Here is a 12495-nt window from a genome sequence, read left to right as displayed (position 1 = left end):
TTGTTTATGCGCATAGCCCGGCTAAAATGAGGCAGGCTATGTTGGAAACGGAAAGGATGGATTGTTCCATGATGAAGGTCACAAGGCTTACCTTGCGCCCCGGCGTCCATTTGACGGCGGTGCAGACCAAGAAATTCAAATCCAGTGTGCTGGCCGCCCACTTTTTGACCCCGCTCTCCGCTCAGGACGCCGCGCGCAATGCGTTGGTGCCCATGGTGCTCCGCCGGGGCACCGCGGAGCACCCCGATCTGGAGACCCTCTCCGCTGCTCTGGACGAGCTGTACGGCGGCTCGCTGGAGCCGGTGGTGCGCAAGAAGGGGGAGGCCCAGTGCGTGGGCTTTGTGGGCAGCTTTCTGGACGACGCCTACACCCTGGAGGGAGAGCGGGTGCTGGAGCCGGCGGCGGAGCTGCTGGCGGAGGTGCTGCTGCGGCCCTACACCCAGGACGGCGCCTTTTGCCCCGACTATACCCGTCAGGAGAAGGACAACCTGATCGACCGCATCCGGGCCCAGGTCAACGACAAGCGGCAGTACGCCCAGCTGCGGGTGGTGGCCGAGATGTGCGGGGACGAGCCCTTTGGGGTGGACCGGCTGGGCAGCGAGGAGTCCGCCCGGGCCATTGACGCCCAGGGGCTGTGGACACAGTACCAGCGGCTGCTGGGGGAGGCCCAGGTGGAGCTCTATTACTGCGGCTCCGCCGAGCTGGAGCGGGTGCAGGCGGCCTTTGCCCCTCTGGTGGACGGCCTGCCGGCGGAGGGAACCCGTCAGACCGTGGCCCGTCCCGCCAAGAAGAAGGCCCCCAGACCGCCCCGCCGGGTAGAGGAGCGGCTGGATGTGACCCAGGGCAAGCTGTCCATGGGCTTCCGCACCAATACCGACGCCTGGGACGAGCAGTACCCCGCCCTGACCCTGGCCAACGCCATTTACGGCGGTACCACCACCTCCAAGCTCTTCATGAACGTGCGGGAAAAGCTGAGCCTGTGCTATTACGCCAGCTCCGGGCTGATGAAATACAAGGACGTGATGCTGGTCTCCTCCGGTGTGGAGTTTGACAAGGTGGGGCAGGCGGAGGGGGAGATCCTCTCCCAGCTCTACAAATGCCAGACCGGGGATTTCAGCGACGACGAGCTGGAGTGGGCCCGCCGGTCGGTGGTGAGCACCCTGCTTACCACCCTGGATACCCAGAGCCGGCTGGAGGACTACTGGCTGGGCCAGGCCGCCGCCGGACTGGAGGAGGGCCCGGATCAGCTGGCCGACCGGGTGGAGCGGGTGACCCGGGAGCAGGTGGTGACCGCGGCCCAGGACCTGACTCTGGACACCGTATATTTCCTGAAAGGCAGGGAGTGACCTATGGTAAGCAAGCAGTACCCCCGTCTGGGGGAGACCGTATTTCATGAGATCCTGGAAAACGGGCTCCACATCTATGTGGACCGTCGCCGGGATTTCCAGAAGAGCTACGCCTTTTTCGCCACCAATTATGGCGGTATGGACATGCGGTTCCGGCTGGACGGGGCGTGGAAGAATACCCCCGCCGGAGTGGCCCACTTCCTGGAGCACAAGATGTTCGACACCCAGGACGGCAACGCCCTGCAGGACCTGGCGGCCAACGGCGCCTCTCCCAACGCCTTTACCAGCTCGGTCATTACCGGCTATTTCTTTGAGAGCACTGACAAGTTTTTTGACAACCTGGAGATCCTTCTCTCCTTTGTCTCCATCCCCTGGTTCACCCAGGAGAGCGTGGACAAGGAGCAGGGGATCATCGGCCAGGAGATCCGCATGGTGGAGGACGATCCGGAAAATCAGGTGTTTTACGCCCTGATGGAGTGCCTCTACGACCATCACCCCATCCGGGTACCCATTGCCGGGACCCAGGAGTCCATCGCCAAGATCACCGCCGGTACCCTCTACTCCTGCCACAAGGCCTTCTATATCCCGGCCAACATGGTGCTCACCGTGGCGGGGGATGTGGACCCGGAGCAGGTGTGCGCCGTCGCCCGAAAGATCCTGCCCCAGGAATCCGGAGTCCCCATCGACCGGGACTACGGCGGGGAGGAGGACCAGCGGGCCGCCGCCGGGGAAAAGGAGCTGACCATGGAGGTGTCCAGCCCCATTTTCCAGCTGGGCTTCAAGTGTGACCCTGCCGTCCGGGGAGAGGAGTGGCTCCGCCGGGAGCTGACGGGAGAGCTGGCCTGCGAGGCGCTGCTGGGCAGCTCCAGCCCCTTGTATGCCAAGCTGTATGGCGAGGGCCTGATCAACAAAAACTTCGGCTACGGGTTTGAGGTCTATCCCGGCTGCGCCCTAATGGCGGCCGGAGGCGAGAGCCGGGACCCCCGCAAGGTGCGGGACGCCGTTCTGGCCGAGGCCCAGCGGCTGGCCCGGGAAGGGGTGGATGCCGCCCTGTTCGCCCGGATCAAAAAGGGCGTGTACGGCGCCAAGGTCCGGGGACTCAACTCTTTCGAAAACGCGTGTATCCAGCTGGCCCAGAACCACTTTGCTGGCGTGGAGTATTTCCGCTTCCCGGAGATATTTGACGCCATCTCCCAGGCCGACGTGGAGGATTGCATCCGCCGGTGGGTGACCCCCGAGCGCTGCGGGCTGGCCGTGGTCCGGCCGGGGGAGGCGGGATGATGGGCACCGTCTCGTTCCCCGGGCTGGGGCTGGAGTTTCAGCTGAATCGGGTGGCCTTCCATGTGGGCAGCTGGCCTGTATATTGGTATGGCATCATCATCGCCGCCGGCTTTTTGCTGGCGGTGATGTACTGCTCCCGGCAGGCCCCGAAATTTGGCATCCGGCAGGATGACATCATTGACATGCTCTTTTTTGCCGTGCCGCTGTCCATCATCGGGGCCAGGGGCTATTACATTATCTTTTATCCGGAGCTCTACCGCCGGGCGGACGGCTCCTGGGATTTCGGCGCCATGGTGCGTATCTGGGACGGCGGAGTGGCCATCTACGGCGGCGTGATCATGGCGGTGCTCACCCTGCTGGTGTTCTGCAAGGTGCGGAAGATCAAGTTCCTGGCCTTTGCCGATCTGGGCTCCTTTGGACTGCTCATCGGGCAGATGATCGGCCGCTGGGGTAATTTTGTCAACATTGAGGCCCATGGCGGCCCCACCGACCTGCCCTGGCGGATGGGCATTTACCAGTATGTGGACGGAACCCGGCAGTATATGGAGGTCCACCCCACCTTTTTGTACGAGTCCCTGTGGAACCTGGTGGGGCTGCTGCTGCTCATCCAGGTGGCCAAGCGGTGGCGGAAGTTTGACGGCCAGATTTTCCTGAGCTATTTCGCCTGGTACGGCGTGGGCCGGGGCTTCATCGAGGGCCTGCGCACCGACAGCCTCTATTTCCTCAATACCCCCATCCGGGTCTCCCAGGTCTTTGGCTTTGCTACCGCCGCCGTGGCCATTGTGCTGTTGGTTTTCCTGCTGCCCAGAAAGCATGATCCGGCCAAGCTGCGGGTGAACCAGATGAAGGCCCACCCCCGGCTGGTGGCCCTGGTCTACCCGGAGGGAGAGGGCGGCGCCTGGCTGGAAAAGCAGAAAAAGCTGCTGGCTCAGGACTTTGCCCGGACCGAGGAGTACGCTCTGCCCAAGGGCGGCGATCCCCAGGCGGCCAAAGAGCTGGTCCAATCCCTGCGGGAGCGGGGGGACCTGTCCGAAGTGCTGGTCAAAGGAGAGAAAAAATAACCCTGAACCTATGGTAAAACCACCGGTCCCGACGGACCGGTGGTTTTTTCCGTCTGCGGCCGGGAAGGCCTTGACAGAGGAATATTAAAGTGATATGATTTTGATATCAAAAAAGAGCGGAGGTGCTCTCATGGAAGAGAAGATCATAAAAGGTCATAAAAACGGAATGGCTATGCTGCTGTTGATCCTGGCTCTGTACATAATTGCGGTGGTGGGCACTATACTGGGCGTTGCCATGACGGAGGCTGGACGCGTGCTGGTGGTGTTCGGAGGTGTGGCTCTGCTGGTGGTGTGCATCGCCTGGCTGGTTCTGGGATGGATTTTCCTGTGCGGCCTGAAGGTGCTCAAGCCCCAGGAGGCTCTGGTGCTCACCCTGTTCGGCAAGTATGTGGGCACCCTGAAAGGGGAGGGCTTTTACTATGTCAATCCCTTCTGCTCCGGCGTGAACCCCGCCGCCAAGACCAGACTTAACCAGAGCGGGGACGTGGACGGCGGCGGCAAGGGCGTTTCCGTGAAAGTGGACGCGGAGACCGCAGGCAAGCGGATCTCCCTGAAAATCATGACTCTGAACAACAACCGCCAAAAAATCAACGACTGCCTGGGCAACCCGGTGGAGATCGGCATTGCCGTCATGTGGCGGGTGGTGGACACCGCCAAGGCGGTGTTCGACGTGGACAACTACAAAGAGTATCTGTCTCTCCAGTGTGACAGCGCCCTGCGTAACATTGTGCGGATTTACCCCTATGACGTGGCTCCCAACGTGGATACCACCGGGGACGGCATCGCCGACGAGGGCAGCCTGCGGGGCTCCAGCGAGGTGGTGGCCGGGCGCATCAAGGACGAGATCCAGAGCAAGGTGGCCCAGGCGGGGCTGGAGATCATCGAGGCCCGCATCACCTATCTGGCCTACGCCCCTGAGATTGCGGCGGTGATGCTCCAGCGGCAGCAGGCCTCTGCCATTATCGACGCCCGGAAGATGATCGTGGATGGGGCTGTGGGTATGGTGGAGATGGCTCTGGAGCGCCTGAGCGAGAAACAGGTGGTGGAGCTGGACGAGGAGCGGAAGGCCGCCATGGTGTCCAATCTGCTGGTGGTGCTCTGCGGCAACCGGGACGCCCAGCCGGTGGTCAATTCCGGCAGCCTGTACTGATATGCCGTCCGACGGCAAGAAGCAGGTACCTTTGCGCCTGTCCCCCAAGCTGTACGCCGCCATTGCCGCCTGGGCAGAGGACGATTTCCGCTCGGTGAACGGGCAGATCGAGTATCTGCTTACCGAGTGTGTCCGCCAGCGAAAGAAAAACGGGAAGTATGTCTCCGATGAAATCGACGTACCCCCGGAGCTGGACATCAAATAAACGGGAAACGGCCCGACCGGTTTATTGAACCGGTCGGGCCGTTTTTCTCTGCTTTATGGTGTTTCCGCTGCGCCCAGATTGATTTCCGGCATCAGCTCCTTGCTGATGATGGCCAGCATCTCCTCCAGCTTGGCGCACTCCTCCGGGGTGAACCGCTGCCGCATCCGCTCGGTGACCACGTGGACATAGTCGTTGCTGATGTTGTAGTAGTCCCGGTATTTCTGGGTTACCTGCAGATGGTATTCCCGCTTGTCCTGAGCGGACTGGATTTTTTGCACGTACCCCTTGCGGATGAGGCTGTTGATCTTGTACGCCGCGTTGGGCGGGGAGATACGCATGAAGGAGGCGAACTCGTTTACCGTGGGAGAGCCCAGGGCCTGGATAGTCTCCATGGCGAAGGTCTCCACCGTGGTCAGGCTGGCCTCCCGATTCTGGAAGCGCTCAAAAATTTCCTGATAAAAATGCAGCTTGAATTTTGTATACACAGCTTCAAATCTCTGTTCCAGCATGCCGCAGCCTCCGCATTTCGATCATTTTAGTCATTATATCAAACGGCGGAGGAAAGGGCAATCAGGAATCTTTGCCCAGGGCAAAGGTGAGCTCCGCCGTGGCCGCCACCTGGCCGTTGACCGTGGCTTTGGCCTCTCCGATCCCCACCGGCCCTTTCTGTTTGATGAGGGTACATTCCAGTTCCAGCACGTCGCCGGGGGTGACCTGGCGGCGGAACCGGGCGTTTTTGATGCCGCCGAAGAAGGCGATCTTTCCTCGGTTCTCCGGCATGGACAGCAGGGCCACCGCCCCTACCTGGGCCAGTGCCTCCAGGATCAGCACGCCGGGCATCACGTGGTACTGGGGAAAGTGCCCCTGGAAGAAGGGCTCGTTGACGGTGACGCACTTGATGCCCTTGGCCCACTTGCCCTCCTCGCCGTCCACAATCCGGTCCACCAGGGCGAAGGGGTAGCGGTGGGGGATGATCTGGGCGATCTCATTGGAATTATACTGCATCATCCCTCAGCCCTCCCATCTTTTGAACAGCAGGCAGGCGTTGTGGCCGCCGAAGCCCAGGGAGTTGGACAGAGCGTATTCCACCTGAGCCTCACGGCCCTCATTGGGCACGTAGTCCAGATCGCAGGCCGGGTCGGGCACCTGGTAGTGGATGGTGGCGGGCAGGTAGCCCTCCTTCAGGGTGAGGGCGGTGAAGATGGCCTCCACCGCACCGGCGGCCCCCAGCATGTGGCCGGTCATGGACTTGGTGGAGCTGACCGCCATCTGGTAGGCGTGCTCGCCGAATACGGTCTTGATGGCGGCGGTCTCGCCGGAGTCGTTCAGGGGGGTGGAGGTGCCGTGGGCGTTGATGTAGCCCACCTGCTCCGGGGCCACGCCGCCGTCGGCCAGCGCCTGGGCCATGGCCCGGGCGCCGCCCTCTCCGTTGGGGGCGGGAGCGGTCATGTGGTAGGCGTCGCAGGTGGCGCCGTAGCCCACCACCTCGGCGTAGATCCTGGCGCCCCGGGCCTTGGCGTGCTCATACTCCTCCAGCATCAGGATGCCGGCTCCCTCGCCCATGACGAAGCCGGAGCGCTCGGCGTCAAAGGGAATGGAGGCCCGCTTGGGGTCGTCGCCCACGTGGAGGGCCCGCATGGAGGTGAAACCGCCGATGGACAGGGGAGTGACGGCGGACTCGGCGCCGCCGCACAGCATCACCTCGGCATAGCCGTCCCGGATATGCCGGAAGGCGTCGCCCACCGCGTTGGTGCCGCCGGCACAGGCGGTCACCGGGCAGGTACACATACCCTGGAAGCCGAAGGCGATGGCGATGAGGCCGGCCCCCATGTTGGCGATGGTGGAGGGAATGTAGAAGGGGGAGGCCCGGTCAAAGCCCTTTTCGGAGCAGCGCATCTGCTCAATTTCGGTGATGGCGATGCCGCCCACGCCGCTGGAGACGATCACGCCGCAGCGGGTGCGGTCCAGCGCCTCCAGATCCAAGCTGCTGTCCGCAACTGCTTCCTTGGCGGAGGCCATAGCCAGCTGGGAGTAGCGAGCCATGTGGCGCACTTCCTTTTTATCCAGCACGGAGGTGGGGTCCCAGTCCTTTACCTCGGCGGCTAGATGGACCTTCTGCTTGGAAGCGTCATACTGGGTGATGGGGGCGATGCCGCACACCCCGTCCTTTACGGCCTGCCAGGTTTGGGAGATATTGTGGCCCAGGGGATTGACGCTCCCCATACCGGTGATGACTACTCTGCGTTTTTCCATGTTCGTTCCTCCTTACATGCCCATTCCGCCATCGACGGAGAGGACCTGTCCGGTGATGTAAGCAGCTTCGTCGGAGGCCAGGAAGGCCACTGCGGCGGCCACGTCCTCCGGCTTGCCGGGCCGGCCGGCGGGGATGGAGCCCAGCATGGCCTCCCGGGCGGCCTCGGGCAGGGCGGCGGTCATGTCGGTCTCAATGTAGCCGGGGGCCACCGCGTTGACGGTGATGCCCCGGCCCCCCAGCTCCTTGGCCAGGGACTTGGTCATGCCGATGACGCCCGCCTTGCTGGCGCAGTAGTTGATCTGGCCCGGATTACCCCGCAGGGCCACCACCGAGGAGAGGTTGATGATCCGGCCGAATTTGGCCTTCATCATGGGTCGGGCGGCGGCCTTCATGCACAGGAAGGCTCCCTTTAGATTGGTCTCGATGACCGCGTCGAAGTCCTCCTCCTTCAGCATCATAGCCAAGTTGTCCCGGGTAATACCGGCGTTGTTTACCAGGATGTGGAGCCCGCCCAGTTCTTTTACGGCGGTGTCCATCAGGGCCTTTACGGCAACGGGATCGGCCACGCTGCCCTGGACGGCCCGGGCCTCCACGCCCAGCTCCTTCAGAGCGGCCAGGGTTTCCTCGGCGGCGGCGGTGTTGCCGGCATAGGAGAATACCACGTTGGCCCCCCGGCGGGCCAGCTCCAGGCAGATGGCTTTGCCAATGCCCCGGCTGCCGCCGGTGACCACGGCGGTCTTTCCAGTCATACTCATATTTTTATCCTTTCAGGGCCGCGGCCAGCGCGTCGATGTCGGCGCAGGTCTCCACGGCGTAGGTCTTGATGGAAGGGGCGGTCTTTTTCACAAAGCCGCTGAGGGCCTTGCCCGGCCCGATCTCCACGATGGTGTCCACCCCCAGCGCCTCCAGCCGGCGGATGGTGTCCTCCATGTACACAGAGGACTGGACCTGCTGTTCCAGCAGGGCGGGGATGGTGTCCTCCGGGCCCATCTCCCGGCCCAGGCAGTTGAAGAGCACCGGGAAGGCCATGGGGCCGAAGGTGATCTCCCGGAATTTCTCCCGCAGGGCGTCTCCGGCGGGGCGCAGCAGGGAGGTGTGGAAGGGACCGCTGACCTTCAGAGGCATGCACCGCTTGGCGCCCAGCTCCTTGGCGAGGGCGGCGGCTTTGTCCACCGCCTCCTTTTGGCCCCCGATGACCAGCTGGCCGGGGCAGTTGTAGTTGGCGATCTCCACCACGCCCACGTCGGCGGCCTGGTCGCAGGCCTGCTGCAGCTTCTCCCGGTCCAGCCCCAGCACAGCGGTCATGCCGCAGGCCATACCGGCACAGGCGCTTGCCATGGCCTTGCCCCGGAAGGCGGCCAGGGAGACGGCCTGCTGAGGGGTGAACACCCCGGCGGCCTGGAGAGCGGAGTACTCGCCCAGGCTGAGCCCGGCGGCGTAGTCGGGCTGAATCCCCATCCCGTACAGGATGGCGGTCATGCCGGCGGCAAAGGCCACCATGCAGGGCTGGGTGTACTCGGTCTGGTTCAATACCCCGTCGGGGTCGGTAAAGGAGACAGTTTTCAGGTCAAAATCCACGTCCGCGCCGTCCAGCACGGCTTTGAATTCTGGGTAGGCCTCATACAGGTCGGCCCCCATGCTGGGGTGCTGGCTGCCCTGTCCGGCGTACAAAAAGGCAAGGCTCATACGTTCAGTCCTTTCACCACGGCCTCATATCCGGCCATCAGTTCCTCAAAAATCTGGCGCAGGGGCTTGATCTCCTTGATCATGCCCGCAACCTGACCGGCCATGAAGCTGCCGGTGTCCAGATCGCCGTCGAACACCGCCCGGCGGAGAGAACCCAGGGTCAGCTTTTCCATCTCCTCCAGAGGCAGGTTCTGCTTCTCCATCCGCAGATACTCCCGAGCCATCTTGTTTTTCAGCACCCGGACGGGGGCCCCGCCGGTGCGGCCGGTGACGGTGGTGTCGTTGGCCCCGGCCTTGATGACGGCCTGCTTGTAGTTGTCATGGATGGGGCACTCGGTACTGGCCAGCAGGCAGGTGCCCAGCTGTACGCCGCAGGCCCCCAGGGCAAAGGCGGCGGCCAGCTGGCGGCCGTCGGCAATGCCGCCGGCGGCGATGACGGGGACGCTCACCGCGTCCACCACCTGGGGCACCAGGGCCATGGTGGTCATTTCGCCCACATGGCCGCCGCTTTCGGTGCCCTCGGCGATCACGCCGTCGATGCCGTAGCGCTCCAGCCGGTGGGCCAGGATGGGAGCGGCCACCACAGGGAACACCTTGATGCCCGCCTCTTTCCAGGCGGGGATGTATTTGCCCGGGTTGCCCGCGCCGGTAGTCACCACCTGCACGCCCTCTTCCACCACCACCTTGGCCAGCTCGTCAATGTGGGGGTTCATCAGCATCAGGTTGACGCCAAAGGGCTTGTCGGTGCCCGCCTTGGCGGCACGGATCTCGGCGCGGAGGGCCTCGGCGTCCATGCCGCCGGAGCCCACCAGGCCCAGAGCCCCGGCGTTGGACACGGCGGCGGCAAAGGCGCCGGTGGCGATGTTGGCCATGCCGCCCTGGATGATGGGGAACTCGGTCCCCAGCAGTTCGTTCAATTTCATAGAAAACTCCTTCTCTGTCTCAGGCCAGCTCCAGCAGGCCGCCCGCCCAGGTGAGTCCTCCGCCGAAGCCCACGCACAGGGCCTTCTGGCCGGAGGCGAGGGCGCCGGAGGTCACCAGCTCGTCCAGCAGGATGGGGACGCTGGCGGCGGAGGTGTTGCCGGTGCGGGAGATGTTGCCGGTACACTTGGCGGGGTCAACCTTCAGTTTTTTGATGGCGAAGTCGATGATCCGCTGGTTGGCCTGGTGGAACACAAACCGGTCCACGTCGGCCATGGCCAGCCCGGCCTTTTCCAGCACCTGCGTGGCGCAGCGGGGGAGGGCCTCCACCGCGAAGCGAAAAACGGTCTGGCCGTCCATGTGGATGTAAGAGGGGGAACCGGTGTTGACGCCTGGGATGATCAGGGCCTCCCGATTGCCCCGGCAGCCCAGCACCGCGTGGAGGGAGGGGTAATCCGCCCGCCACTCCACCAGAGCGGCCCCCGCCCCGTCCCCAAAGAGGACGCAGGTGGAGCGGTCGGTGAAGTCGGTGACCCGGCTGAGCACCTCACAGCCCACCACCAGAGCGTATTTCCGGGGGGCGGCGGCCAGCAGGCACTCCGCCGTGTGCAGGCCGTAGACAAAGCCGGAGCAGGCGGCGTTCAGGTCGAAGCACACCGTGTCCTCCAGAAAGCCCAGCTCCTGCTGGAGGATGCAGGCCGCTGCGGGTGTGAGGAAATCCTGGGTCAGGGTGGCCACCAGGCACACCCCCACCTGCTGGGGAGAGATGCCCGCCCGGTCCAGGGCCTGTCTGGCGGCGGCCAGGCACAGGGAGGTGTGGCTCTCGTTCCCGGAGCAGTGGCGGCGGCTGGAGATGCCGGTGCGGGAGTGGATCCACTCGTCGCTGGTATCCACAATTTTGGTCATATCCTCGTTGGTGACCACCCGCTCCGGCAGGGCGGAGCCGGTGGCCAGCAATTTGATTCCGTTCATAGGCGCTCCTTTCCAAGGGCTTTGCTGCCCATCAAGCGGAATTTTTTATAGCGGTTTGCCGCCAGGGCGGAGGAGCTGAGCTTGCTCAGGGCGGCCAGCTCCCGCGCCAGGGCGGCGTCCAGGGCCCGGTAGACCGGCTGGGGAGCGGCGTGGGCTCCGGCGGCGGGCTCGGGGATGATGCCGTCAATGACGCCCAGCTCCAGCAGATCCGCGGCGGTGAGCTTCATCACGTCGCAGGCCTCCGCGCTGCGGGAGGCGTCCTTCCACAGAATGGCGGCAAAGCCCTCGGGGGAGAGGACGGAATAGACGGCGTTTTCCAGCATGAGCACACGGTTGCCCACGCCCAGGGCCAGAGCTCCGCCGCTGCCCCCTTCGCCGGTGACCACCGCCACCACGGGGACGGTAAGACCGGACAGCAGGGCCAGGGTGCGGGCAATGGCCTCTCCCTGGCCGTGGGCCTCGGCCTCCAGGCCGGGGTAGGCGCCGGGAGTGTCGATAAAGGTGATAATGGGCCGGCCGAATTTCTCAGCCTGGAGCATAAGGCGCTGGGCCTTCCGGTAGCCCTCGGGAGAGGGCATGCCGAAGTGGTAGGCCATGTGCTCCTCCAGGGTGCGGCCCTTCCGGTGGCCGATGACGGTGACCGGGTGGCCGTGGAACAGGGCGATGCCGCCTAAAATACTGCCGTCGTCGGCGCAGTGGCGGTCGCCCCGCTGCTCAAAAAAGTCGGTAAACAGGGCGGAAATGAAATCCGCCGTACCCGGACGCTGGGCGTGCCGGGCCAGGGCAACCCGCTGAGCGGGTGTGAGATCATTTGGCACGCTCGCCGCCTCCTTTTCCGTGGAGCTTCAGCAGCTGGAGCAGAGTGTCCCGCAGCTGGGCCCGGGGCACGATGGCGTCCAGAAAGCCGTGCTCCAGCAGGTACTCGGCGCTCTGGAAGCCCTCCGGCAGCTTTTCTCCAATGGTCTGCTCAATGACCCGGGGACCGGCAAAGCCGATCAGCGCCCCCGGTTCGGCCAGCATGATGTCTCCCAGGCTGGCAAAGCTGGCGGTGACCCCACCGGTGGTGGGGTGGGTGAGCACCGAGATGTACATCCCGCCCTTCTGAGAGAACCGCTCCAGAGCGGCGGAGGTTTTGGCCATCTGCATCAGGGATAAAATGCCCTCCTGCATCCGGGCCCCGCCGCTGGCGGAAAAGAGGATCAGGGGCAGCTTGTTCTTTTCGGCGTACTCCACCAGCCGGGTGACCTTCTCCCCCAGAGCGGCGCTCATGCTGCCCATGAAAAACCGGCTGTCCAGCGCGCCCACCGCCACCTTCTGACCGCCCATGCGGCCGGTGGCGGTGACCACCGCCTCGCTCATACCGGTGCGCCGCCGGGCGGTGTCCAGCTTGGCGGCGTAGCCGGGGAAGGACAGGGGATCGTTGGAGGTAAGGGAGCCGTCCAGCTCCCGGAAGGTGCCTCTGTCCAGCACCAGGCTCAGCCGGTAGTAGGCCCCGACGGGGTAGTGGTGGCCGCACAGGGGGCACACATACCGCCCGGCCACCAGGTCCCGGCGTTTGACGGTGCCTCCGCAGGCGGGACAGGTCTCCTCGGTGTGGGCGGGGGCGGGGGAGGCGCCCC

The 12495-nt window shown here is 64.3% G+C and carries 14 protein-coding genes; 5 read left to right on the top strand and 9 right to left on the bottom strand.

What is annotated here, in order from left to right:
* Window positions 1–68: 68 nt before the first annotated feature.
* From B5F88_RS05685 to B5F88_RS05665, 5 genes are all read left to right on the top strand, one after another.
* Entirely contained in the window at window positions 69–1346 is a 1278-nt protein-coding gene (locus B5F88_RS05685; protein WP_087342745.1) for a pitrilysin family protein, read from the top strand.
* Between the two features lie 3 nt (window positions 1347–1349).
* Window positions 1350–2627: a pitrilysin family protein gene (locus B5F88_RS05680; protein ID WP_087342742.1), complete on the top strand. Its 1278-nt coding sequence runs from the start codon at window positions 1350–1352 to the stop codon at window positions 2625–2627.
* Window positions 2624–3688, top strand: coding sequence for a prolipoprotein diacylglyceryl transferase (lgt, locus tag B5F88_RS05675; RefSeq protein ID WP_087342740.1), 1065 nt, complete (start codon window positions 2624–2626; stop codon window positions 3686–3688). Before B5F88_RS05680 ends, lgt begins: the two co-directional genes overlap by 4 nt.
* Window positions 3689–3818: 130 nt before the next feature.
* A complete protein-coding gene (locus B5F88_RS05670) occupies window positions 3819–4838 on the top strand; it encodes an SPFH domain-containing protein (protein WP_087342737.1) in 1020 nt (339 codons plus the stop codon).
* 1 nt (window position 4839) lies between these two features.
* Window positions 4840–5043 (top strand): PTS ascorbate transporter subunit IIC, encoded by a 204-nt coding sequence (locus B5F88_RS05665; RefSeq protein ID WP_087342734.1) that lies wholly within the window; start codon window positions 4840–4842, stop codon window positions 5041–5043.
* A 53-nt stretch (window positions 5044–5096) separates the two neighbouring features.
* On the opposite strand, the gene B5F88_RS05660 is transcribed toward B5F88_RS05665, so the two are convergent.
* The 9 genes from B5F88_RS05660 to accD all read right to left on the bottom strand — a co-directional run.
* Window positions 5097–5552: a MarR family transcriptional regulator gene (locus B5F88_RS05660; RefSeq protein ID WP_087342730.1), complete on the bottom strand. Its 456-nt coding sequence runs from the start codon at window positions 5550–5552 to the stop codon at window positions 5097–5099.
* Window positions 5553–5613: 61 nt separating this feature from the next.
* Window positions 5614–6048: a 3-hydroxyacyl-ACP dehydratase FabZ gene (gene fabZ / locus B5F88_RS05655; protein ID WP_204246203.1), complete on the bottom strand. Its 435-nt coding sequence runs from the start codon at window positions 6046–6048 to the stop codon at window positions 5614–5616.
* A 6-nt stretch (window positions 6049–6054) separates the two neighbouring features.
* Window positions 6055–7296: a beta-ketoacyl-ACP synthase II gene (gene fabF / locus B5F88_RS05650; RefSeq protein ID WP_087342725.1), complete on the bottom strand. Its 1242-nt coding sequence runs from the start codon at window positions 7294–7296 to the stop codon at window positions 6055–6057.
* Window positions 7297–7308: 12 nt separating this feature from the next.
* On the bottom strand, window positions 7309–8052 hold the full coding sequence (gene fabG / locus B5F88_RS05645) for a 3-oxoacyl-[acyl-carrier-protein] reductase (protein ID WP_087342722.1): 744 nt from the start codon (window positions 8050–8052) through the stop codon (window positions 7309–7311).
* 4 nt (window positions 8053–8056) lie between these two features.
* The gene (locus tag B5F88_RS05640; RefSeq protein WP_087342719.1) at window positions 8057–8983 is read right to left on the bottom strand and encodes an ACP S-malonyltransferase; all 927 of its coding nucleotides are present in this window, start codon (window positions 8981–8983) and stop codon (window positions 8057–8059) included.
* The gene (locus B5F88_RS05635; RefSeq protein WP_087342716.1) at window positions 8980–9906 is read right to left on the bottom strand and encodes a nitronate monooxygenase; all 927 of its coding nucleotides are present in this window, start codon (window positions 9904–9906) and stop codon (window positions 8980–8982) included. The genes B5F88_RS05640 and B5F88_RS05635 overlap by 4 nt, the downstream gene beginning before the upstream one ends.
* Before the next feature lie 19 nt (window positions 9907–9925).
* Window positions 9926–10876: a beta-ketoacyl-ACP synthase III gene (locus tag B5F88_RS05630; protein WP_087342713.1), complete on the bottom strand. Its 951-nt coding sequence runs from the start codon at window positions 10874–10876 to the stop codon at window positions 9926–9928.
* Window positions 10873–11694: an acetyl-CoA carboxylase carboxyltransferase subunit alpha gene (locus B5F88_RS05625; RefSeq protein ID WP_087342710.1), complete on the bottom strand. Its 822-nt coding sequence runs from the start codon at window positions 11692–11694 to the stop codon at window positions 10873–10875. The genes B5F88_RS05630 and B5F88_RS05625 overlap by 4 nt, the downstream gene beginning before the upstream one ends.
* A partial coding sequence (gene accD, locus B5F88_RS05620; protein ID WP_140402063.1) for an acetyl-CoA carboxylase, carboxyltransferase subunit beta occupies window positions 11684–12495 on the bottom strand: 812 nt, incomplete at its 5' end. The genes accD and B5F88_RS05625, both read right to left, overlap by 11 nt.

This window comes from Flavonifractor sp. An306, assembly GCF_002159455.1.
Lineage (GTDB): Bacteria > Bacillota > Clostridia > Oscillospirales > Oscillospiraceae > Flavonifractor.
This window is presented reverse-complemented; position numbering and strand designations above follow the sequence as displayed.

Bases quoted from the DNA above. Each gene is read 5' to 3' on its own strand.
- B5F88_RS05630 (WP_087342713.1), bottom strand. From the start codon at position 10,876: ATGAACGGAATCAAATTGCTGGCCACCGGCTCCGCCCTGCCGGAGCGG.
- fabF (WP_087342725.1), bottom strand. From the start codon at position 7,296: ATGGAAAAACGCAGAGTAGTCATCACCGGTATGGGGAGCGTCAATCCC.
- fabZ (WP_204246203.1), bottom strand. From the start codon at position 6,048: ATGCAGTATAATTCCAATGAGATCGCCCAGATCATCCCCCACCGCTAC.
- B5F88_RS05670 (WP_087342737.1), top strand. From the start codon at position 3,819: ATGGAAGAGAAGATCATAAAAGGTCATAAAAACGGAATGGCTATGCTG.
- lgt (WP_087342740.1), top strand. From the start codon at position 2,624: ATGATGGGCACCGTCTCGTTCCCCGGGCTGGGGCTGGAGTTTCAGCTG.
- B5F88_RS05665 (WP_087342734.1), top strand. From the start codon at position 4,840: ATGCCGTCCGACGGCAAGAAGCAGGTACCTTTGCGCCTGTCCCCCAAG.
- B5F88_RS05680 (WP_087342742.1), top strand. From the start codon at position 1,350: ATGGTAAGCAAGCAGTACCCCCGTCTGGGGGAGACCGTATTTCATGAG.
- fabG (WP_087342722.1), bottom strand. From the start codon at position 8,052: ATGAGTATGACTGGAAAGACCGCCGTGGTCACCGGCGGCAGCCGGGGC.
- B5F88_RS05660 (WP_087342730.1), bottom strand. From the start codon at position 5,552: ATGCTGGAACAGAGATTTGAAGCTGTGTATACAAAATTCAAGCTGCAT.
- B5F88_RS05685 (WP_087342745.1), top strand. From the start codon at position 69: ATGATGAAGGTCACAAGGCTTACCTTGCGCCCCGGCGTCCATTTGACG.
- B5F88_RS05640 (WP_087342719.1), bottom strand. From the start codon at position 8,983: ATGAGCCTTGCCTTTTTGTACGCCGGACAGGGCAGCCAGCACCCCAGC.
- B5F88_RS05635 (WP_087342716.1), bottom strand. From the start codon at position 9,906: ATGAAATTGAACGAACTGCTGGGGACCGAGTTCCCCATCATCCAGGGC.